This window comes from Kocuria rosea, assembly GCF_006094695.1.
GTDB lineage: Bacteria > Actinomycetota > Actinomycetes > Actinomycetales > Micrococcaceae > Kocuria > Kocuria rosea.
Genome location: NZ_CP035103.1, coordinates 178,934 through 198,344 on the forward strand (window position 1 = coordinate 178,934; position 19,411 = coordinate 198,344).

16 protein-coding genes and 1 tRNA gene are annotated in these 19,411 nt (G+C 70.3%); 9 read left to right on the plus strand and 8 right to left on the minus strand.

What is annotated here, in order from left to right:
- Nucleotides 1-116: 116 nt before the first annotated feature.
- A complete protein-coding gene (locus EQG70_RS00810) occupies nucleotides 117-1,223 on the plus strand; it encodes a zinc-binding dehydrogenase (RefSeq protein WP_031282172.1) in 1,107 nt (368 codons plus the stop codon).
- A gap of 18 nt (nucleotides 1,224-1,241) precedes the next feature.
- Here EQG70_RS00810 and EQG70_RS00815 read toward each other — a convergent pair whose 3' ends face one another.
- Nucleotides 1,242-3,701 (minus strand): DUF3427 domain-containing protein, encoded by a 2,460-nt coding sequence (locus tag EQG70_RS00815; protein WP_167508844.1) that lies wholly within the window; start codon nucleotides 3,699-3,701, stop codon nucleotides 1,242-1,244.
- Nucleotides 3,701-3,774 (minus strand) — tRNA-Ala (locus EQG70_RS18035). The genes EQG70_RS00815 and EQG70_RS18035 overlap by 1 nt, the downstream gene beginning before the upstream one ends.
- Between EQG70_RS18035 and EQG70_RS18040 the strand changes: the two genes are divergently transcribed.
- The 4 genes from EQG70_RS18040 to EQG70_RS00830 all read left to right on the plus strand — a co-directional run bounded on the left by EQG70_RS18040 (nucleotide 3,759) and on the right by EQG70_RS00830 (nucleotide 8,040).
- Nucleotides 3,759-4,073: a hypothetical protein gene (locus tag EQG70_RS18040; RefSeq protein ID WP_150110237.1), complete on the plus strand. Its 315-nt coding sequence runs from the start codon at nucleotides 3,759-3,761 to the stop codon at nucleotides 4,071-4,073. The genes EQG70_RS18035 and EQG70_RS18040 overlap by 16 nt on opposite strands.
- A gap of 651 nt (nucleotides 4,074-4,724) precedes the next feature.
- The gene (locus EQG70_RS00820) at nucleotides 4,725-6,005 is read left to right on the plus strand and encodes an MFS transporter (RefSeq protein ID WP_109269015.1); all 1,281 of its coding nucleotides are present in this window, start codon (nucleotides 4,725-4,727) and stop codon (nucleotides 6,003-6,005) included.
- Nucleotides 6,006-6,019: 14 nt separating this feature from the next.
- Nucleotides 6,020-7,135: an NAD(P)-dependent alcohol dehydrogenase gene (locus EQG70_RS00825; RefSeq protein WP_109269014.1), complete on the plus strand. Its 1,116-nt coding sequence runs from the start codon at nucleotides 6,020-6,022 to the stop codon at nucleotides 7,133-7,135.
- 2 nt (nucleotides 7,136-7,137) lie between these two features.
- Complete coding sequence (locus tag EQG70_RS00830; RefSeq protein WP_109269013.1) at nucleotides 7,138-8,040, plus strand: AraC family transcriptional regulator; 903 nt, start codon at nucleotides 7,138-7,140, stop codon at nucleotides 8,038-8,040.
- Between the two features lie 31 nt (nucleotides 8,041-8,071).
- On the opposite strand, the gene EQG70_RS00835 is transcribed toward EQG70_RS00830, so the two are convergent.
- Nucleotides 8,072-8,785 (minus strand): sulfite exporter TauE/SafE family protein, encoded by a 714-nt coding sequence (locus tag EQG70_RS00835; protein WP_109244514.1) that lies wholly within the window; start codon nucleotides 8,783-8,785, stop codon nucleotides 8,072-8,074.
- Between the two features lie 653 nt (nucleotides 8,786-9,438).
- On the opposite strand from EQG70_RS00835, the gene EQG70_RS00845 reads away from it, so the two are divergent.
- From EQG70_RS00845 to EQG70_RS00855, 3 genes are all read left to right on the plus strand, one after another.
- Nucleotides 9,439-10,644: a cupin domain-containing protein gene (locus EQG70_RS00845; RefSeq protein ID WP_109269011.1), complete on the plus strand. Its 1,206-nt coding sequence runs from the start codon at nucleotides 9,439-9,441 to the stop codon at nucleotides 10,642-10,644.
- Nucleotides 10,645-10,711: 67 nt separating this feature from the next.
- Complete coding sequence (locus EQG70_RS00850; RefSeq protein ID WP_109269010.1) at nucleotides 10,712-11,551, plus strand: sucrase ferredoxin; 840 nt, start codon at nucleotides 10,712-10,714, stop codon at nucleotides 11,549-11,551.
- 192 nt (nucleotides 11,552-11,743) lie between these two features.
- The gene (locus EQG70_RS00855; protein WP_035924162.1) at nucleotides 11,744-12,280 is read left to right on the plus strand and encodes a ferritin; all 537 of its coding nucleotides are present in this window, start codon (nucleotides 11,744-11,746) and stop codon (nucleotides 12,278-12,280) included.
- A gap of 63 nt (nucleotides 12,281-12,343) precedes the next feature.
- Here EQG70_RS00855 and EQG70_RS00860 read toward each other — a convergent pair whose 3' ends face one another.
- The 5 genes from EQG70_RS00860 to EQG70_RS00880 all read right to left on the minus strand — a co-directional run bounded on the left by EQG70_RS00860 (nucleotide 12,344) and on the right by EQG70_RS00880 (nucleotide 18,736).
- Complete coding sequence (locus EQG70_RS00860) at nucleotides 12,344-13,846, minus strand: amino acid permease (RefSeq protein WP_419095484.1); 1,503 nt, start codon at nucleotides 13,844-13,846, stop codon at nucleotides 12,344-12,346.
- A gap of 75 nt (nucleotides 13,847-13,921) precedes the next feature.
- The gene (locus EQG70_RS00865; RefSeq protein ID WP_109269009.1) at nucleotides 13,922-15,343 is read right to left on the minus strand and encodes an NAD-dependent succinate-semialdehyde dehydrogenase; all 1,422 of its coding nucleotides are present in this window, start codon (nucleotides 15,341-15,343) and stop codon (nucleotides 13,922-13,924) included.
- Between the two features lie 205 nt (nucleotides 15,344-15,548).
- On the minus strand, nucleotides 15,549-16,622 hold the full coding sequence (locus tag EQG70_RS00870) for a threonine aldolase family protein (RefSeq protein ID WP_109269008.1): 1,074 nt from the start codon (nucleotides 16,620-16,622) through the stop codon (nucleotides 15,549-15,551).
- 8 nt (nucleotides 16,623-16,630) lie between these two features.
- Nucleotides 16,631-17,302: an SDR family NAD(P)-dependent oxidoreductase gene (locus EQG70_RS00875; protein ID WP_109269007.1), complete on the minus strand. Its 672-nt coding sequence runs from the start codon at nucleotides 17,300-17,302 to the stop codon at nucleotides 16,631-16,633.
- A gap of 3 nt (nucleotides 17,303-17,305) precedes the next feature.
- Nucleotides 17,306-18,736 carry a DUF6421 family protein gene (locus EQG70_RS00880; RefSeq protein ID WP_017831859.1) on the minus strand — a complete coding sequence of 477 codons (1,431 nt, stop codon included), beginning with the start codon at nucleotides 18,734-18,736 and terminating at the stop codon, nucleotides 17,306-17,308.
- A 123-nt stretch (nucleotides 18,737-18,859) separates the two neighbouring features.
- Here EQG70_RS00880 and EQG70_RS00885 point away from each other — a divergent pair, with 123 nt between their 5' ends.
- Nucleotides 18,860-19,315, plus strand: a complete 456-nt coding sequence (locus EQG70_RS00885) for an Lrp/AsnC family transcriptional regulator (RefSeq protein ID WP_031282182.1) — start codon at nucleotides 18,860-18,862, stop codon at nucleotides 19,313-19,315.
- Nucleotides 19,316-19,411 lie beyond the last annotated feature (96 nt).

The window sequence follows — 19,411 nt, forward strand, 5'->3', positions numbered from 1 at the left end:
CGACGGCCACCCGGCGCGTGACCGGGGCGTCGCACCACCTTCGCGGAGGGGAGATCCGGCGGAGCAGGAGGTACCGTGAACGGCGTCACACCCGTGCACCGATACCGGAGGTCGTCGTGAAGATTCGTGGAGCCGTCCTGGAGACCATGGAGGCCTCCGCCCCGTACGCCGAGTCGCAGCCGCTGCGCGTCGAGGAGCTCGAACTCGGCGAGCCCGGGCCCACCGAGCTGCGGGTGCGGATCACCGCCGCCGGGGTGTGCCACTCCGACCTCTCCGTGGTCAACGGCAACCGGCCGCGGCCCCTGCCGATGCTGCTGGGACACGAGGCCGCCGGCGTCGTCGAGCACGTGGGCGCCGAGGTCACCGACCTGGCCGTGGGCCAGCACGTGGTGATGGCGTTCCTGCCGCGCTGCGGCGAGTGCGCCGCGTGCAAGACCGAGGGGCTGCTGCCGTGCACGGTCGGCTCGAAGGCCAACGCCTCCGGCACCCTCATCGAGGGCTCGATGCACCTGCGCTCCGAGACCCGCGGGAACGTCTACCACCACCTGGGGGTCTCCGGTTTCGCCACCCATGCCGTGGTGGACCGGCGCTCCGTGGTGCCCGTGGGCGAGGACGTCCCGGGCCCCATCGCGGCCGTCATGGGCTGCGCGGTGCTCACCGGGGGAGGAGCCGTGATCAACGCGGCGCAGGCCACCCCCGACGACGCCGTGGCCGTGGTCGGCCTCGGCGGCGTGGGACTCGCCGCGGTGCTGGTCGCCAAGGCCGTGGGCTGCCGCCGGGTGATCGCCGTGGACGCGCTGGCCGAGAAGCTGGAGCTCGCCAAGGAGTTCGGCGCGGACGAGGCGCTCACCCCGGACGAGCTCGTGGCGCTCGAGGACAAGCCGCGCGTGGTGATCGAGGCCGCCGGGCACCCCCGGGCGTTCGAGACCGCCTTCAACGCCACCGCCGTGGGCGGGGTGACCGTCACCGTGGGCCTGCCCGCGCCGGGGGCGATGTCCCAGATCGAGCCGCTGAAGATCACCGCCGAGGCCCGCCAGATCATCGGCAGCTACCTCGGCTCCGCCGTGCCGGCGGTGGACATCCCCAAGTACGAGCAGATGTGGCGGGACGGCGTGCTGCCGCTGGAGAAGCTCATCACCTCGCACATCACGCTGGACCAGATCAACGAGTCGATGGACGAGCTGGATGCGGGCCGGGCGGTGCGACAGGTGATCGAGTTCTAAGCCCCGCCGTCCGCGGCTCTAACTGAGAGGCGCTACCGTGCTCGCGGCCGAGAACACGGGGGACGGCATCGGACGGCGCAATTTCCAAATAATCGACATGGGTTTGGACCCTTCGTGCGACACATAATCGACAGGTCCCAAAAAGACGTACGGCGAGGTGCCGGCCTCCTGAGTCGGGGACTCACGGACAAACAGCATGATGTGGCTGTTCTGTACGGTGTGGTGTTGATAACGCTGTCCCGCTGCGGATTCCGGAGTCGTCTGGTTCTGCGACTCCCAGTGGAAGAGCGTCTCGGAGACGGCGTAGTCCTTGTACATGGTGTTGGGCGAAAAGTCCTTCTCCGACTTATGGAGCGTGACGAGAAGCGCCTCGCAGCGTGATGACGGAATCCAGGACACGCCTTCGCGCACTGTGCCGGGAGTGCGCTGCCCTTCTTCTCCCATGCCCAGACCGGCCAGAAGTTCCTCCCGGGTGTAGTGCGCATGTGTCTGCAGGGGAATGTCGGCGTAGTCCTGTCCCAGTGAACGCGGCAGGTTGCGTGCGCCGTCGGCGGTGACGTCGATGAGCTGCGTCAGCTCGTTCCGCAGGATGGCGTGCGACCGGAGCAGCTGGAGGCCGCTCTCTAATTCGCCCGGACCGCCGCTCTTCCGACCCTGTGGCCAGAAGGAGTAGTAGAGCATGCGCGCTATTCGCTGCTCTCTGAGCGGCAGAGACAACACCGGCGGGGCATCCGGGCGAAGCAAATCCTCGTAGCACCGTAGCCGGGCGGGGTCATCCACGTTCAAAAACGCCTTGGCGCGCTGTAGCAAAACGAGGACCTCCGTCTCCTGATCCTCGGCGGGCCACAGAACATCGGGGACCAGTCCACCGGCACGACGCAAGGTGTTCCAGGTCGTCGGCCGACCGTCAAACTTGTTCCGTCGGTAGATGTCCGATGCCTCTGAGAGGGAATCTGTCAGGTACTGACGCAGGGTGTACGACTCGGGCGACGGCTGCTGCGCCGCCAAATCCCTAATCTCGTCGACCACTTGCCGGGTCGTCAGGCGCAGTTGACGCTTCACGTTGTCGAGCACCACGGATTGGGCGACAGTATCGAAGACGACCTGCGTTCCGGAGGGGAGGAAGGAAAAACCCTCCTCCAGGTCCTTGGCCAGGCGCGTCCGGCTCGATCCCGTCACGGCACGGTATTTCAGGTCGAACCGGAACTCTCGGTGCTGGAATCCGATGAAATCCAGAACGGTTAGTACGGGTTTATCGGGAGCTAGCCGCAGGCCGCGTCCCAGTTGTTGCAGAAACAGCGTGGAGGACTGCGTCGGCCGGAGCATGAGAATGGTGTCAACCTGCGGAATATCAAGGCCTTCGTTGAACAGATCGACGGCAAAGACGGCACGCAGTTCTCCGAGCTGCAGCGACTTGAGGGCAGTCCGCCGCTCGTCGCTGGAACTCTCCCCGGACAGTGCCGCGGACGGCAGCCCGGCCGCCGTGAACTTCCGTGCCAAATATTCCGCATGTTTGACGGAGACGCAGAAGCCAATGGCTTTCATGCGATGCGGATCGAGCACCTTGTCGTTGAGAGCCTGCAACACCTTGGCCGTGCGTGCGTCATTGCCCGTGTAGACGGCATCCAGTTCTTTGTCCTCGTACCGACCCCGCCGGAACTGAAGTGAAGACAGGTCGACGCCATCTGAGACGCCGAAATAATGGAACGGCGTCAGCAACTGCTGATCGAGGGCATCCCACAGGCGCAGTTCGCTCGCAATGCGGCCTCCAAAGAACTTCTCTGCGACGTTGACGCCGTCGCCGCGCTCCGGAGTGGCGGTGAGTCCGAGGAGTTCCTGAGGCTGGAAGTGCTCAATGATCTTGCGGTAGGTCGGAGCATCGGCATGGTGGAACTCGTCGATGACTACCACGTCAAACGACTCAGGGGCGAAGCGGTCCAGGCTCTTGGCGTTAAGAGATTGAATCGACGCAAAAACGTGTTTGCCTCTGACTGGCTGATAGCCGTCGACCATGAGCTCACCGAAGGCGCCGTCACGCAGAACTGTGGCATAGGTCTGGCGTGCTTGCTCGAGAATTTCTCGGCGGTGGGCCACAAAAAGCAGTGATAGCTCACCAGGGGTACCGGCCTGCAGCCTGCGATAGTCCAAAGCCGCGAGGATGGTTTTTCCAGTGCCCGTCGCGGCGACCACGAGATTCCGGTGGCGGTCGTGAATAACACGCTCGGCCTCCAGCTCCTGGAGCATTTGAGCTTGGTAGGGATAGGGCTGGACATCTAGGTGCGCAATGGAGACCTCCGAAGACACCCGTCCGCCTCCTTCGGCGAGCGCCCTCGCCAGGCGCTCGCCGTCATCATCCGGGTTGTAGGACTCAAAGCTCTCCGACGCCCAGTAGCTCTCGAAGGTCGCCTCGAACTTATGGAGGAGTGCCGGCGTCGCGACGGAGGACAGGCGCACGTTCCACTCGAGCCCGTCCAGCATGGCGGCGTGCGACAGATTCGAACTGCCGACATAGGCCGTGCTAAAGCCGGTCTTGCGGTGGAACATCCACGCCTTGGCGTGCAGGCGCGTATTGCGGGTTTCGTAGCTGACTCGAACTTCCGCGCCGTACTTACGCGCCAGCGCGTTGATTGCCTTGGCATCGCTGGCACCCATGTAGACGGTGGTCAGGACGCGGAACGGAATGCCGCGGTCCTTCAACGACTGGAGCTCTTTGTCCATGACATGCAGACCGGACCACTTGATGAAAGCAATGAGAAGATCCACACGATCGGCGCTTTCGAGCTCCTTGGCGATCTCGCGTCCGACCTGCGGCTCATGCGGTGTATTGGTGAGCAGAGCAGCGTCAGATAGTGGCGTTGCTGGCTTTCGTGCTGCGGCGCCAACCCTCGGCGCAATCGCCACGAGCTGTCGCGGACCTTCGCTGATGCACGCCGAATTCCGCATTCCATCGTTAACGGCTGCCAAGATGCGATTGGCTTCGTCCACACGGTTAGCAGCGGGTACGGCCTCTAAGTGGAACAGGATGTGGTCGTTGAGATACCGCGCGAGAACGTGAGAGGTGTCAGCTGGGTCCACAGTATCGAGAGCGGCACTGCCTTCCGGCAACTCCGTAAGTTCCATCGCCAACACGGAGTCTTCCAGGAGCTCATATAAGCCGGGGGAAAGACGGTCGACGTTGGCATTTTGCGATTGACCCATAGTGGCAGCCTAAGGTCGCCGACATCACGGAACGATGAGCGTCGCATCTGTAGACGTGACGCGTCGCGCCGAAAGTTGCGTCGACCTGCCAGGTTGCGTGGCATGGAGCTTTGGCAGGGCAGGGCAGGGCGTTTGAGTCCTACGGAACGGCGCCCACATGTGCACAGAAGTATCAGCGTACGCCGGATTAATCGACTAGTGGCCCGCGTCACACCTCCGTAGCGTTGAGGGCATCGCGCACCGGCCGACCGCTCTTCTGCTCGCCAGGTGCCTTCCCCTTGGTGTCCACGAAGGAGTACCCGCATGTTCGGCATGCCCCGCCGCCTGCTCTTCGGCTATCTCGCCCTCGCCATTTTCATGACCGGTGATGGTTTTGAGCTCACGTTCCTGTCCCGCTTCCTCGTCGAGAACGGCTTCACGCCTACCCAGGCCGGCCTCGTCTTCACCGTCTACGGCCTGGTGGTCGCCATCTCGGCATGGACCACCGGCGTGCTCGCCGAAGTCGTCGGCGCCAAGCGCCTCATGGTCCTCGGCGGCGTCCTCTGGATGGTGCTGCACGTCCTGTTCCTGACCGTGGGGCTGGAGAGCGTGGTCGGCACGATCCTGATCTACGCCCTGCGCGGGGTCGCCTACCCGCTGTTCATGTACTCCTTCGTGGTGCTCATCGCGCAATCCGTGCACCCCAGCCGCCTGGCCTCGGCCATGGGGTGGTTCTGGGCGTCCTTCTCGCTGGGCATCGGGGTGATGGGCGCCTATGTGCCCAGCCTCCTGGTCCCCGTCATCGGCGAGTATGCCACCCTCTGGGCGTCCCTGCCCTTCGTGGCGGCCGGCACCCTGATGTGCGCCTTCCTGGTCCCCGGCGCCCCGCCCGAGACGGACCTCTCCCAGAAGCTGCACGGCGCCGAGCGCACCCGCGAGCTGCTGCGCGGGGTGACCATCCTGGTGGAGAACCGGCAAATCGCCCTCTCCGTGGTCATCCGCGTGCTGTGCAACCTCACGCTCTACGCGTTCCCCATGATGATGCCGCTGTACCTGACCACCGGTGAGATCGGCGGGCAGTCCTGGTTCACCCTGCCCGAGTGGATGATGCTCTGGGCGATCATGAACACCATCACCATCGGCGCCAACATCGTCTGGGGTCGGCTCGGCGACCGCTACGGCTGGATGCGCCAGATGCGCTGGTTCGGCTTCGGCGGCATGGCCCTCGCGGTCCTCGCCTTCGCCTACGTCCCGGTGTGGTTCGGCCCCAGCTTCCCGGCCATGGTCGGGGCGGCCGTGCTCTTCGCCCTGTCCGTCACCGCGTTCGTCCCGATGGGCGCCATCTTCCCGGCCCTGGCCCCCGAGCACCGCGGCGCGGCGATCTCCGCCCACAACCTCGCCTCCGGGCTGACCACGTTCCTCGGCCCCGGCATCGCCACCCTGCTGCTGCCCGTCCTCGGCCCGATCGGGGTGTGCTGGGTCTTCGCCGGCCTGATGCTCCTCGGCACCCTCACCACCTTCTTCATCCACCCGCCCCAGCCCGGCCTCACCACCGAGGACGGCCGGATGCTCCCGCGCCGCGACCGCCTCGCCATGGCCGCCTGAAAGGACCTGAGATCATGAACCCCACCACGCTCACCGCCCCGAACCCCACGACCACCGCCGCGAAGCCCCCGAGCACCCAGGAGAGCACCATGGACGCCGTCGTCCTCGAACGCCAGCACGAGATCCAGGTCCGGCCCGTCCCCGGGCTGCGCCCGGTGGGCCCCGGCGAGGTGCGCATCGGCGTGCACACCGTGGGCATCTGCGGCAGCGACGTCCACTACTTCACGCACGGCAGGATCGGCCCCTACGTCGTCGAGAACCCCATGGTCCTCGGCCACGAGGCCTCCGGCACGGTGCTGGAGGTGGGGGAGGGCGTGGACCACCTGGCCGTGGGGGACCGGGTCTGCATGGAGCCGGGCATCCCCAACCCGCGCTCCCGGGCCGCGCGCCTGGGCATGTACAACGTGGACCCGGACGTGCAGTTCTGGGCCACGCCCCCGGTGGACGGCTGCCTGCAGCCCGAGATCATCCACCCGGCCGACTTCACCTACAAGCTCCCCGAGCAGCTCTCGCTGGAGGAGGGCGCCCTGATCGAGCCCTTCGCCGTGGCGGTGCACGCGGTGACCAAGGCCGGCCTGGCGCCGGGCGACGTCGTGGTGGTGGTGGGTGCCGGCACCATCGGGGTGCTCACCGCCATCGCGGCCGCCGCGAGCGGGGCGTCCCGCGTGTACATCTCGGACGTGGCACCGGAGAAGTTCGCCAAGATCGAGGCCTATCCGACCATCCACCCCGTGGACGTCTCCCGCCAGGACCTCGGCGAGGCCGTGCGGGAGGCCACCGACGGCTGGGGCGCGGACGTGGTCTTCGAGGCCAGCGGCAGCCCGCACGTGTTCGGAAACCTGTGGGAGCTCCCCGCGCCCGGCGGGACCGTGGTCCTGGTCGGCATCCCCGTGGACCCGGTGCCGCTGGACGTCGCCGCGGCCCAGGCCCGGGAGCTGCGGATCGAGACCGTGTTCCGCTACGCCAACTCCTACCAGCGGGCCATCGAGCTCGCCGCCTCCCCGGCCGTGGACCTGGGCGCCCTGATCAGCGCCACCTATCCGTTCGCCGACGCCGTGGCCGCGTTCGAGCGCGGCGCCGAGGGCCGGCCCACCGACACGAAGATCCAGATCCGCGTGGCCGGAGCCTGACCGTGGTCGCCGCCGCACGGAGCACGACGCCGGAGGACGCCACCTCCCCGGTCCGGGAGCTGGTGATCCCGGACCCGTCGAGCTCCGTGCGGTGGCACGAGCACGACTGGCCCCACCCCCTGGCCCGCTGGCACTACCACCCCGAGGTGGAGGTGCACCTGATCCGGGAGTCCTCCGGGACGGTGATGGCCGGCGACTGGGCCGGGCCCTTCGGCCCCGGCCACCTCAGCCTCATGGGCTCCTTCCTGCCGCACAACTGGATCTCCCACCGCGACGACAGCGCCGTGGTCCGCAACCGGGACGCCGTGCTCCAGTTCGACCAGGAGCGGTTCTTCGCCGCCGCCGGGACGCTGCCCGAGCTCGAGGCCCTGCGCCCGCTCCTGGACGCCGCGGCCCGGGGCATCGAGTTCACCGGCCGCACCGCCGTCCAGGGCGCGGCGGCGATGGAGGCGGTGAACGGCACGTTCGGGCTCCGGCGGCTGGCCGCCGTGGCCGAGCTGCTGGCCGTCCTCGCCGAGTCCCCGGAGAGCGAGCGCCGCTACCTGGACAGCCGCGGCGGCACCTACCGCCTGGACGCGTCCGAGGCCGAGGTCTTCAACCGGGCGCTGGGCTACATCACCGAGCACCTGGACGGCCGGATGCTCGTGCCCGAGGTGGCCGAGGCCGTGGGCCTGAGCCGGGACGCGTTCTCCCGGCTGTTCGCCAAGGCCACCGGGGTGGGCTTCAATCGCACGGTCACCCGGATGCGGCTCACCGAGGCCTGCCGGCTGCTGCGGGGCACCGACCTGCCCGTCTCGGACATCTGCTACCGGGTGGGCTTCACCAACCTCTCCAACTTCAACCGGCACTTCCGAGCCACCACCGGCACCACGCCGTCCCGGTACCGGCGGATCGACCAGCTCTGAGGCCGGCCGGAGGGGCCCGGCAGGACGTGCTTCAGAGCGCCTGCAGCAGGACCAGCACGGCGCCCAGCGCCGAGGCGCCGAGGCCCACCCGCCGGACGATGCGCCGGTTGATCCGCGCGTTGACCGCTCCGGACACCGCGAAGCCCAGGACCATGGCGGGCAGGAGCGCGGCCGCGAAGAGCACGGTCCGGCGGTCGATCGAGCCCACCACGGTCAGCGCCACGAGGGCCATCACGGCGCCGACCAGGAAGAAGGCGCTCATCGTGCCGCGCATCCGGGCCCGCGAGGACCCGTGCCACACGAGCGCCATGGGCGGGCCGCCGATGGACGTGGCCGTCCCCAGGAGCCCGGAGGCCGCCCCCGCGACGACGACGGCCGCGGGCCGGGGCCGCGGCCGCCAGCCGCACACGCTGAGCAGCACGGCCAGCAGCACGGTGCTCGCCAGGACGAGGGCCAGCGTCCGGGCGGACAGGACGGCCACCAGCAGTGCTCCCGCCACGGTGCCGGGGACCTGCCCCGCCACGGCCCAGCCCGCGTCCTTGACGTCCACGGCGGCGCGGTCCCGCAGCACGCCGAGCGCGGTGAGCCCGGTGACCACCAGGATGAGAGAACCGGGCAGCAGGGTGGGGTCGAACAGGGCGATCACGGGGGCGGAGAGCAGGGCCACGCCGAAGCCGATCGCTCCCTGCAGACAGGACGCGATGCTCACCACGAGCGCGACGACGGCGAGCTCCAGGCCGGTCATCCAGCACCTCCCGGTCGCGAGCAGGGGATGGGTGAATTGTTCCACCTCCGGAAGCCGCCCGGAGATCGTGCCCCCGGCGAGGACGGTCCGCGTCCCGCGGCTCCCTCGGCTCGTCCGGATCACCTGAGGGCCGGCTGTTCCCTCACCTGCCCCGCACCGATAGCCTCGAGCTGGGCGGTGCTGCTCAAGGACCGCCTGTCCTGGTGACCCGGTGCCGGCGACGGCCCGGTCACTCGAATCTGGGAGGTCAACATGACTGATGCACAGCAGGATCCGAACCAGACGGAAGGTCCCGCCGACGGCGGAGCCTTCGGTGCTCCGGGCGTTCAGGACGGCGGTGCCGATGGCGGCGCCGACGGCGGTGCTGACAACGGCGCCGAGGGCCCGGCCGACGGTGGAGCGGCCGGCACCCCGGGTGTGCACGACGGTGGTGCGGACGGTGGTGCCGACGGCGGTGCTGACAACGGGGCCGAGGGCCCGGCCGACGGCGGAGCCGCCGGCACTCCGGGTGTCCACGACGGCGGCGCGGACGGCGGCGCCGAGGGCCCCGCTGACGGTGGAGCGGCCGGCACTCCGGGGGTGCACGACGGTGGCGCGGACGGCGGTGCCGATGGCGGCGCCGACGGAGGAGCCGGAGCGCGAGGCCTCTGAGCGTGGACGTCGTCCGTGCTGACGGGCAGGACCCCGGCGCCGCTGACGGCGCCGGGGTCCTGGAGACCCGCCTGATCGACATCGGCCGGGAGCGGTTCGCCCGCGACGTCTGGGGCCGGGCACCGCTGCTCACGCGCCGGGCGGGCGGCTTCACCGACCTGTTCTCCGCCGACGCCGTCGACGAGCTGATCTCGCGCCGCGGGCTGCGCACACCCTTCCTGCGCGTCGCCAAGGACGGGTCGACGTTCCCCGACTCCACCTTCACGTCCCCCGCCGGGGTCGGCGCCACCATTGCGGACCAGCTCGACGACACCGCGCTGTGGCGGCAGTTCGCCGACGGCGCCACGCTGGTGCTGCAGGCGCTGCACCGCACCTGGGAGCCGGTCGCGGACTTCAGCGCCGCGCTGAGCGGCGAGCTCGGGCACCCGGTGCAGGCCAACGCCTACATCACCCCGCCGCAGAACCGCGGGTTCGACGACCACTACGACGTCCACGACGTCTTCGTCCTGCAGATCGAGGGGACCAAGCGCTGGGTGCTGCACGAACCGGTGCACCCGGACCCGCTGCGGGACCAGCCCTGGACCGACCGCCGCTCCGCCGTGGCCGAGGCGGCGAAGGGCGAGGCCCATCTCGACGTGGTGCTCGAACCCGGCGACGCCCTCTACCTGCCGCGCGGCTGGCTGCACGCGGCCCAGGCGCAGGGGGCGGTCTCCATCCACCTCACGCTCGGGATCCACACCTGGACCCGCCACGGCCTGGCCGAGCAGCTCGTCCAGGAGGCGCTGTCGCTGCTGGCCGAGGACCCGGGGATGCGCGGGTCCCTGCCCCTGGGCGTCGACGGACCGGGCGGGGAGCTCGACACCGTCCGGGAGCGCCTGGTCGCCGCGCTGGCCGCGGCCGATCCCACACCGCGGTTCCAGCGCACCCGGCGAGGGCAGGGGCGCCCGGCCCCGCTGGGGCCGCTGGCCCAGCTCGCGGCCGTCCAGGACCTGGGCCCCGGGTCCCCCGTGCGGCTGCGCGGTGCCCTGGAGGCACGGCTGGAGGGCCCGCGGCTGAGCACACGTGTGGGGTGGCTCGACTTCCCGGAGACCGATCTGCCGTCCGTCTCGTGCCTGCTCGACGGCGAGGTCCACACCGCGGGCGAGCTCGGTGTCGAGCTCGTCGAACGACTGCTGCGGGCGGGGGTTCTTGTTCCCTGTGACCAGTGACACCGCCACCGTGAATGCCTCGTGCCGCTTCTGGTGCGCCGACGGAGCCCGGGGGCGCGGCGACCCGATGGCGGGGACGGCCCCGCGGGGGCTCGTCTGGGTCCTCATCGAGCACCGCGGCGGATGGCCGGTCAACGGGTTCGACGGTCTCGAGCTCGAGCCGGAGACCAAGGCCCTCGTGTTCTCCGCCGCGCAGGCAGCGCGGGCTCGCATCCTCCTGATCAGGCGCCACGGCCGCCGCAGCCGTGAGGGCCCCCGCCAGTGGGCCGTGCTGCGCCACGACGACTCCGGCGACGGCCGTCAGCACTGGGGCACGTGGAGCCGCGACGAGGACCTCGCGGAGATCGCCACGGCCCTCGGCGTCCCCGGTGAGACCGGCCACCCCCCGGTCCTCCTGGTCTGCGCCCACGGTCAGCACGACCCCTGCTGCGCGGTGCGCGGCCGGCCCGTGGGACGTGCCCTGAGCGAGCGCTGGCCGGATTCGGTCTGGGAGTGCTCGCATGTCGGCGGTGACCGGTTCGCCGCCAATGTCGTCGTCGTCCCGGACGGCGTCTACTACGGAGGGCTCGACGCGGAGTCCGCCGTCACCACGGTCGAGGAGCATCTCGCCGGCCGGGTGCACGCGGAGCACCTGCGCGGGTACACCGATCTCTTCCCGCCGCAGCAGGCCGCTGTCGCGGCCGCGCTCGAACGCTTCGGCCCGGCCGGCCGCCACGACTGGACGGTCACCGAGTCGGCTCGCGACGGCGACCGCTGGCGGATCCGTCTCACCGGCCGCCCGCCCCGGCCGGGCCTCGTCGACGTCGAACTGCGGTCCCACACCGCCCCGCCGCATCAGCTGACCTGCCACGGACCGGCCACGAGCACGGCCAGGGTCTACGAGCTCACCGCGGTGCGCGTCGTCTGACGGGTAGGGCGACCGGGAGCATCGTGTCGGGGGGAAGTTTCCGGTGACCGGCCTACACCCGGCCGTCCCACCGCGCTACGCTCGAACTCCAGACCCGAGCGACGATTCCTGCCGGCCCCGCCCCGGGCTCGCACCGGTGGAGCGGCCGGGGCGTCGTCCGCCCTGGGGACCCACTGATGTCAGGAGATCCTGATGGCCCCCGAGACCTTCGACGAGCTGCTCACCCGCCAGGTGGGCCACGAGTTCGCCGCCTCCCACCAGTACATCGCCGTGGCGGTCTGGTTCGACAGCCAGGACCTCCCGCAGCTGGCCCGGCACTTCTACCGGCAGTCGCTGGAGGAGCGCAACCACGCCATGATGATCGTCCAGTACATCCTGGACCGGGACCTGCCGCTGACCATTCCCGGGGTGGGGGAGGTGCGCAACGACTTCACCGACGTCCGTGAACCCCTGGCCCTGGCGCTGTCCCAGGAGCAGGAGGTCACCGAGCAGATCAAGGCGCTGTTCGCCGCCGCCCGGGCCGAGGGGGACGCGCTGGGGGAGCAGTTCATGCTCTGGTTCCTGAAGGAGCAGGTCGAGGAGGTCGCCTCGATGACCACCCTGGTGAACGTGGCCCGCCGGGCCGAGAACCTCTTCGACCTGGAGAACTTCGTGGCCCGGGAGCACGTGGGCGACGGCGGGCACGGCCACGACTCCGGGGCCCCGGCGGCCGCCGGCGGAGCCGCCTGACCCGGCAGCAGTCCCCGTCACCCGCCCCGGGCGGCGGGCGACGAGGACCCTGGAGCGGTGCGGTCAGTCGGTGGCCCGGGTGAGGTCGGCGTCCTCGTAGCGGACCATCCTGGAACCCGTCACCAGGCGGTGGCCCAGCCACAGGGCCAGGAACAGCGGCAGGCCGATGTAGGCCGACAGGGCGGCGAGCAGGTCGATGTCCCCCACAAAGGCCTGGTAGTTCTGCCCGAGGATCACCACCGCGCACAGGGCCAGGGCGATCATGGGGCCCAGCGGGAAGAACCGCGCCCGGTAGGGCAGGTCGGCGAGGTCCTTGCCCTGGGCGGTGTACGCCTTCCGGAAGCGGTAGTGGCTCCACGCGATGCCCATCCACACGATGAACCCGGCCAGCCCCGAGGCGCTGACCAGCCACACGTACGCGGCGCCGTCGCCGATCAGGGTGGTGAGGAAGCAGGCGGCTCCCACGGCGGTCGTGGCGAGCAGGGCGTTCATGGGCACGCCGCGGCGGTTGACCTTCGCGAGGAACTTTGGGGCCTTGCCGCTGTCGGCCAGGGCCCAGAGCATGCGGGTGGAGGCGTAGAGCCCGGAGTTGCCGGCCGAGAGGATGGCGGTGAGGATCACCGCGTTCATCACGGAGGCCGCCGCGAGCACCCCGGCGTTCTCGAACACGAGGGTGAACGGGGAGATCGAGATGTCCTCGACCCCGCTGCCCAGCAGGAAGGGGCTGGTGTAGGGGATGAGGAAGCCCACGATGGCGATGGCCCCGACGTAGAACAGCAGGATCCGCACGAACACGGTGCGGATGGCCCTGGGCACGTTCTTCTCCGGGTTCTCCGCCTCACCGGCGGCGACGCCGACGAGCTCGGTGCCCTGGAAGGAGAAGCCGGCCACCATGAAGATCGCCAGGATCCCGGCCCCGCCGCCGACGAAGGGGGCGTCCCCGGTGGTCCAGTTGTCGAAGCCGGGGGAGCTGCCGCCGATGATCCCCACGATCATGAGCACGCCCAGGACGAGGAAGACCACGATGGTGACCACCTTGATGAGGGAGAACCAGAACTCGCTCTCGCCGTAGGCGCGGGTGGACAGGGCGTTGAGGCCGAAGAGGATCGCGAGGAACAGGGCCGACCAGATCCACGAGGGCACGTCGGGGAGCCAGTAGCGCATGATCAGCGCGGCGGCCACGAGCTCGGCGGCCACGGTGATCGCCCAGTTGTACCAGTAGTTCCAGCCGATGGCGAAGCCGAAGGAGGGACTGACGAAGCGGGTCGAGTACTCCTCGAAGGCACCGGAGACCGGCAGGTAGGTGGCCATCTCGCCCAGGGACTGCATGAGCAGGAAGACCATGAACCCGATGGCCACGTAGGCCAGCAGGACCCCACCGGGACCGGCGGTGGCGATGGTGTTGCCCGAGGCCACGAACAGGCCGGTGCCGATGGCCCCGCCCATCGCGATCATGGTCAGGTGGCGGGGTTTGAGGCTGCGGCGCAGCCGTGCGTGCGCCTCGGCGGGAGTCGGTGCTCCCCGTCCGCTCGGGGCGGTCGTCTGGGGCGGTGCGATGGTGTCCACGGGAACCTTTCCTCGGAGGCGGCGGGTCTGCACGCCGGGGGAGGCCGGGGCGGTGTCCGACCGCCCCGGCCCGGGTCAGTCGTTGATGTAGAGCAGGCGCTTGTTGACGAACTCGTCCATGCCCAGCGGGCCCAGCTCCCGGCCGTAGCCGGAGCGCTTGACCCCGCCGAAGGGCATGCCGGCGCCCTCGGCCTCGGCGGCGTTGACGTTGGCCATCCCGCACTCGAGCTGCTCGGCGAGCCGCCGGGCCCGCTCGGGGTCGGTGCTGAAGACCGCCCCGCCGAGCCCGTAGGGGGTGTCGTTGGCCAGGGCGAGGGCCTCGTCGTCGTCGGCCGCCCGGTAGACCACCGCGACGGGGCCGAAGAGCTCCTGATGGTGGGCGGCCATTCCCGGGGTGACGCCGGTGAGCACGGCCGGGGCCAGGTACGCCCCGGGACCCTCGGCGAGGGTCCCGCCGGTGTGCAGGGTCGCTCCGGCCTCCACGGCCTCGCGGATCTGGGCGGCCAGGGTCTCGGCGGCGGCGCGGGAGGCCATCGGGGCGTAGGTGCCGTCGGCCTCCTCGGACGGATCGCCGGGCACCAGCGCGGCGGCCTGGCGGGTCAGCTCGGCCACGAACTCGTCGAAGATCCCGGCGGTGACGATCATGCGCTTGTTGGAGTTGCACGCCTGGCCGGTGTTGCCCATCCGGGTGGCGAAGGCCGTCCGGGCGGACTCGCGCACGTCGTCGGTGTCCAGCACCACGTAGGGGTCGGAGCCGCCGAGCTCGAGGACGACCTTCTTCAGGTTCCGCCCGGCGATCTCGGCGACCTTCGCCCCGGCGCGCTCGGACCCGGTCAGGGACACGCCCTGGATGCGGGGGTCGGCGATGATGTCCGCGATCTGGGCATGGGAGGCGAAGAGGTTCGTGTACACCCCGGCGGGCACCCCGGCGTCGTCCATGAGCTGCTGGAGGGCCAGGGCCGCCCGGGGGCAGGACTCGGCGTGCTTGAGCAGGATCGTGTTGCCCAGCACCAGGTTGGGGGCGGCGAAGCGGGCCACCTGGTAGTAGGGGTAGTTCCACGGCATGATCCCCAGCAGCACCCCGACCGGGCGCCGCTGGAGCACGGCCCACCCGGTCCCGTGCGGGGTGGGCAGGGCCTGGTCGGCGGCCAGGGCCGGGCCCTGCTCGGCGAAGTAGCCGAAGATCTCGGCGCAGAACGCGACCTCGTCCCGGGCCTCGGAGAGCGGCTTGCCCATCTCCTGGGTGGCGATGGCGGCCAGCTCGTCGGCGCGCTCGGCGAACAGCTCGCCGACCCGGGCGGCCACGGCGGCCCGCTCGTCGATCGGACGGGAGCGCCAGTCGCGGAAGGCGGTCCCCGCGGCGGTGAGCGCCTCCTCGGCCTCGGTGTCGGTGGCGGTGGGGACCTCGGTCACGAGCTGACCGGTGGCGGGGTCGATGCTGCGGTAGGCGGGCCGGTCGGTGCCGGCGCGGGCGCGCAGGGTGGAGGTGGCGGTCACGGTGGGTCTCCTTCGGGCAGGGGTGGGTGCGGGCAGGGGTGGGCGCGGGCACGGGTGGGAGGCTCCTGCGGCGGAGCAGGGCAGGGCAGAGCGCGGGCTGCGGGTGCGCAGGCTCGCCGGGTGGAGGAGGGTGTGCTCGGCCGGCGGGGGCAGGAACGTGCCCCCGCGGGCACGGTGTCGGGGAGCGGGCGGGCGCCCGCCGGGGTCAGCCGACCGGGACGAGCTCCGACCGGAGGGCGGCCAGGAAGGCGTCGACGTCCTCCGGCGTGGTGTCGAAGCTGCACACCCAGCGGACCTCGCCCGTCGCGGCGTCCCAGTCGTAGAACCGGAACCGCCGGCGCAGGCGGTCCGCGAGGCCGGCGGGCAGGGTGGCGAAGACGGCGTTCACCTGGGTCTCCTGGGTGAAGGCGACGCCGGGCATCGACCCGTCGGCGATGCCCGCCTCGATGCCGTCGCGGAGCCGCCGGGCCATCGCGTTCGCACGGCCCGCGTTGCGCAGGTACAGGTCGCCGTCCAGGAGCGCGAGCAGCTGGGCCGAGACGAACCGCATCTTCGAGGCCAGCTGCATCTGGTTCTTCCGCAGGTAGACCAGGCCCTGGGACGCGGCCTCGTTCAGGACCACCAGCGCCTCGGCGCCGAGGGCCCCGTTCTTGGTGCCGCCGAGGGCGAGCACGTCGACGCCGACGTCGGTGGTGAAGGCGCGCAGGGGCAGTCCCAGGGCGGCCGCCGCGTTCGCGAGCCGGGCCCCGTCCAGGTAGACGTACATGCCGTGGGCGTGCGCGTAGTCCGAGACGGCCCGGATCTCGTCCGGTGTGTACAGGGTGCCGAGCTCGGTGGACTGGGTGAGGTAGACGACGAGCGGCTGGGCGCGGTGCTCGTCCCCCCAGCCCCAGGCCTCCGCGGCGATCAGCTCGGGCGTGAGCTTCCCGTCTCCCGTGGGGACGGGAAGGAGCTTGATGCCGGCGGACTTCTCGGGCGCGCCGCCCTCGTCGACGTGGATGTGCGCGGTGTCCGCGCAGATCACCGCGCCCCAGCGCGGGAGCATCGACTGGAGTCCGACGACGTTGGCGCCGGTGCCGTTGAACATCGGCCACACCGAGGCGCCCTCGCCGAAGTGCTGAACGATCACGTCCTGCAGCCGTGCCGTGTACTCGTCCTCGCCGTAGGCGATCTGGTGACCGCCGTTGGCCTCGACCAGGGCGTCCAGCACCTCCGGGTGGACCCCGGAGTAGTTGTCCGAGGCGAAACCCCTCAGCTCGGCGTCGTGGGACCTCTTCATGTGGTGCCTCATCCATTCTCCTGGAGTTCGATGGTGGAGTCGTTCAGTTCCGGGGCCTCGGCGTCCCAGAGCCCGGCGTAGGCGTTCGCGAGCCGGTCCTCCAGACCGGCCAGGGCCTTCACCCGGAAGATCACGGCCGCGGCGCGCAGCGGCTCGCCGGCCTCGCGGGCGCCCTTCGCATAGCCCTGCGCCACCGCCCGGGTCCACGCCTCGCTCGCGGCCTTCACCGCGGCGTAGTTGGCGCCGCCCGCCAGGGGACGGTTCACCGCGGTCGAGGACACGATCGCCAGCCGGCCCGCCGGCGAGGCCCGCAGGTCGTCGTCGAAGGCGCGGCTCAGGTGGCGCAGCGCGGTGAAGGAGGTCTCCAGCACGCGGTAGTCCTCCTCCGTCTGCCCGGCGAGCCCACCGCCGCCGCGCCATCCTCCGACAAGGTGGAGGAGCCCGTCGACCGGCCGGCCGCGGTCGTGCAGCCGGCGGGCGAGGTCGAGCACGGCGCGCTCGTCGGCGAGGTCCAGCGTCTCCGGGTGCGCCCCCAGTGCTGCGAGGGGGACGAGCTTCTCCGCGTGGCGCCCCGTGGCGACGACGCGGGCCCCGGCCGAGGTCAGGGTCCGCGCCGCCGCCAGACCGGACGCACTGGTGGCGCCGGCGATCAGGACGGTGCGCCCGGTCAGGTCGGTCATCGCTCAGGCGTCCGTGGCGCGGATGCCGGCCGTCGACGCGATGACGCCCTTCATCTTCTTGTCGAGCGCCTCGAAGAACATCGACAGCGGGAACTCGTCGTCCAGCACCAGGTCCGTGTAGCCTCGCGGCGGCCCGGCCAGCACCTCGCGGGGGAGCCCCTCCGCCCACACCGATGCGGGGTTCGGAGGGACCACGGAGGCGATGAGCTCGTACGCCTTCATCCAGTGCACCGTCTTCGGCCGGTCGATCGACTCCCAGTACAGCTGGTCGATGGCCTCGCCGAGCTCGACGACCGCGTCCGCGACCCGGTCCCAGTCGAAGCTGAGCTCGACGTCACGCCACTGCAGGACGTGCTTCCGGTGGAGCCAGGCGAACAGCAGCTGCCCGCCCAGCCCGTCGTAGTTGCGCACCCGCGAACCGGTGATCGCGAAACGGAAGATCCGGTCGAAGATCACCGCGTACTGCACGAGCTTCCCGTGCCGGCGGGTCTGCTCCTCGATCTCGGTGAGCTCCTCGCCGGCCGCTCGCCGCGCCGTGAGCGCACGCTCGATCGTCACCGACTCCCGGAACGCCGTCAGGTCGCAGCGCAGCTCCTCCAGGGAGTACAGGAAGAACGGCATCCGCTGCTTGATCATGAACGGGTCGAACGGCAGGTCGCCGCGCATGTGCGTGCGGTCGTGGATGATGTCCCACATCACGAAGGTCTTCTCGGCGAGATCCTGATCGGCGAGCAGCGCCGCGGCGTCCTCGGGCAGGTCCAGCTTCGTGATGCCGGCGGCTGCGGTGACCACGCGGCGGTAGCGTGCCGCCTCACGGTCCTGGAAGATGGCGCCCCAGGTGAACGTCGGGATCTCCCGCACGGCGACCGTCTCGGGGAACAGGACCGCGGAGTTCGAGTCGTAGCCCGGGGTGAAGTCGATCAGCCGCAGGGACACGAACAGCTTGTTGCCGTAGTGCCCGGCCTCGAGCTCGGCGATGAACTCCGGCCAGATCGCCTCGACGATCAGGGCCTCGACGTGCCGGTTCGCCGAGCCGTTCTGGGTGTGCATGGGGAACACGACGAGATGCCGGATGCCGTCCACGCGGTGCTGCTGCGGCTGGAACTCGACGAGGGAGTCGAGGAAGTCCGGCTCCCCGAAGCCGCCGTCCGCCCAGCGTGCGAAGTCGCGGGGCAGGGCCGCCAGGTACGCCGCGTCGTGCGGGAAGAGCGGGGCGAGCTCGGCGATCGACGCCACGATCACCTCGACGTGCTCGCGCGCCGTCGGGTGGTCGGCGAGCTCGGGGATCGACCCGTCCTTGACCTGCAGGGCCTGCAGGGCGGTGGCCGCCGACCGGAGCCGGAGCCAGGCCGGGCTCGACTCCACGGTGCGGGCATCCTCCACGACCTCAGGTTCGCCGATGATGGCCTGCACCGCCTGCAGAGACGTGGACATTGAAACCCTCCTGTCGTAGATCAGCGGAAATTTTCCGGTGATGATGATCACATACAGGAACATACACATGTGGTCGTGAGGCTGTCAACCCTCTCGGCGGGATCAGCTGGTAGCGTTCGGCCCATGGACGACCCCATGGATGTGCGACTGGCAACCGAGGTGTCCCACGACCCGCGCGCCACCCTCGCCCAGTTGTCCGAGCGGGTCGGCCTCTCGGTCTCGGCCGTGCAGGCGCGCCTGCGCAAGCTCGAGAGCAGCGGGGTGATCGCCGGGTACCAAGCGATCCTCGACCCCGAGGCCATCGGCAAGCCGCTCGCGGCCTTCATCGAGATCACGCCCCTCGATCCCCGCCAGCCCGACAACGCCCCCGAGCTCCTGCAGTCGATCACGGCGATCGAGGCCTGCCACTCGGTGGCCGGGGACTCCGCCTACATGCTGTTCGTCCGGGTGGCTTCGCCGAAGGCGCTCGAGGCCCTCGTCAACGAGGTGCGCCACGTGGCCTCCGTGAACACCCGCACCACCGTGGTGCTGCAAACCTTCTACGAGCACCGGCCGATGCTCTCCCCTGTCGAGGCCTGACGCAGCTCTCAGAGGTCCCCCCTGTCCCGGGAGTCGTCCCCAAAAGTGTGACCACAACACGTTGCATGTATTTGCAATAGCGATGCCAGGATGGAG

Coding starts and splice junctions, on each gene's coding strand:
- EQG70_RS00815 (WP_167508844.1), bottom strand. CDS start 3,701: ATGCTGGACGGGCTCGAGTGGAACGTGCGCCTGTCCTCCGTCGCGACG.
- EQG70_RS00820 (WP_109269015.1), top strand. CDS start 4,725: ATGTTCGGCATGCCCCGCCGCCTGCTCTTCGGCTATCTCGCCCTCGCC.
- EQG70_RS00825 (WP_109269014.1), top strand. CDS start 6,020: ATGAACCCCACCACGCTCACCGCCCCGAACCCCACGACCACCGCCGCG.
- EQG70_RS00835 (WP_109244514.1), bottom strand. CDS start 8,785: ATGACCGGCCTGGAGCTCGCCGTCGTCGCGCTCGTGGTGAGCATCGCG.
- EQG70_RS00850 (WP_109269010.1), top strand. CDS start 10,712: ATGGCGGGGACGGCCCCGCGGGGGCTCGTCTGGGTCCTCATCGAGCAC.
- EQG70_RS00855 (WP_035924162.1), top strand. CDS start 11,744: ATGGCCCCCGAGACCTTCGACGAGCTGCTCACCCGCCAGGTGGGCCAC.
- EQG70_RS00870 (WP_109269008.1), bottom strand. CDS start 16,622: ATGAAGAGGTCCCACGACGCCGAGCTGAGGGGTTTCGCCTCGGACAAC.
- EQG70_RS00875 (WP_109269007.1), bottom strand. CDS start 17,302: ATGACCGACCTGACCGGGCGCACCGTCCTGATCGCCGGCGCCACCAGT.
- EQG70_RS00880 (WP_017831859.1), bottom strand. CDS start 18,736: ATGTCCACGTCTCTGCAGGCGGTGCAGGCCATCATCGGCGAACCTGAG.
- EQG70_RS00885 (WP_031282182.1), top strand. CDS start 18,860: ATGGACGACCCCATGGATGTGCGACTGGCAACCGAGGTGTCCCACGAC.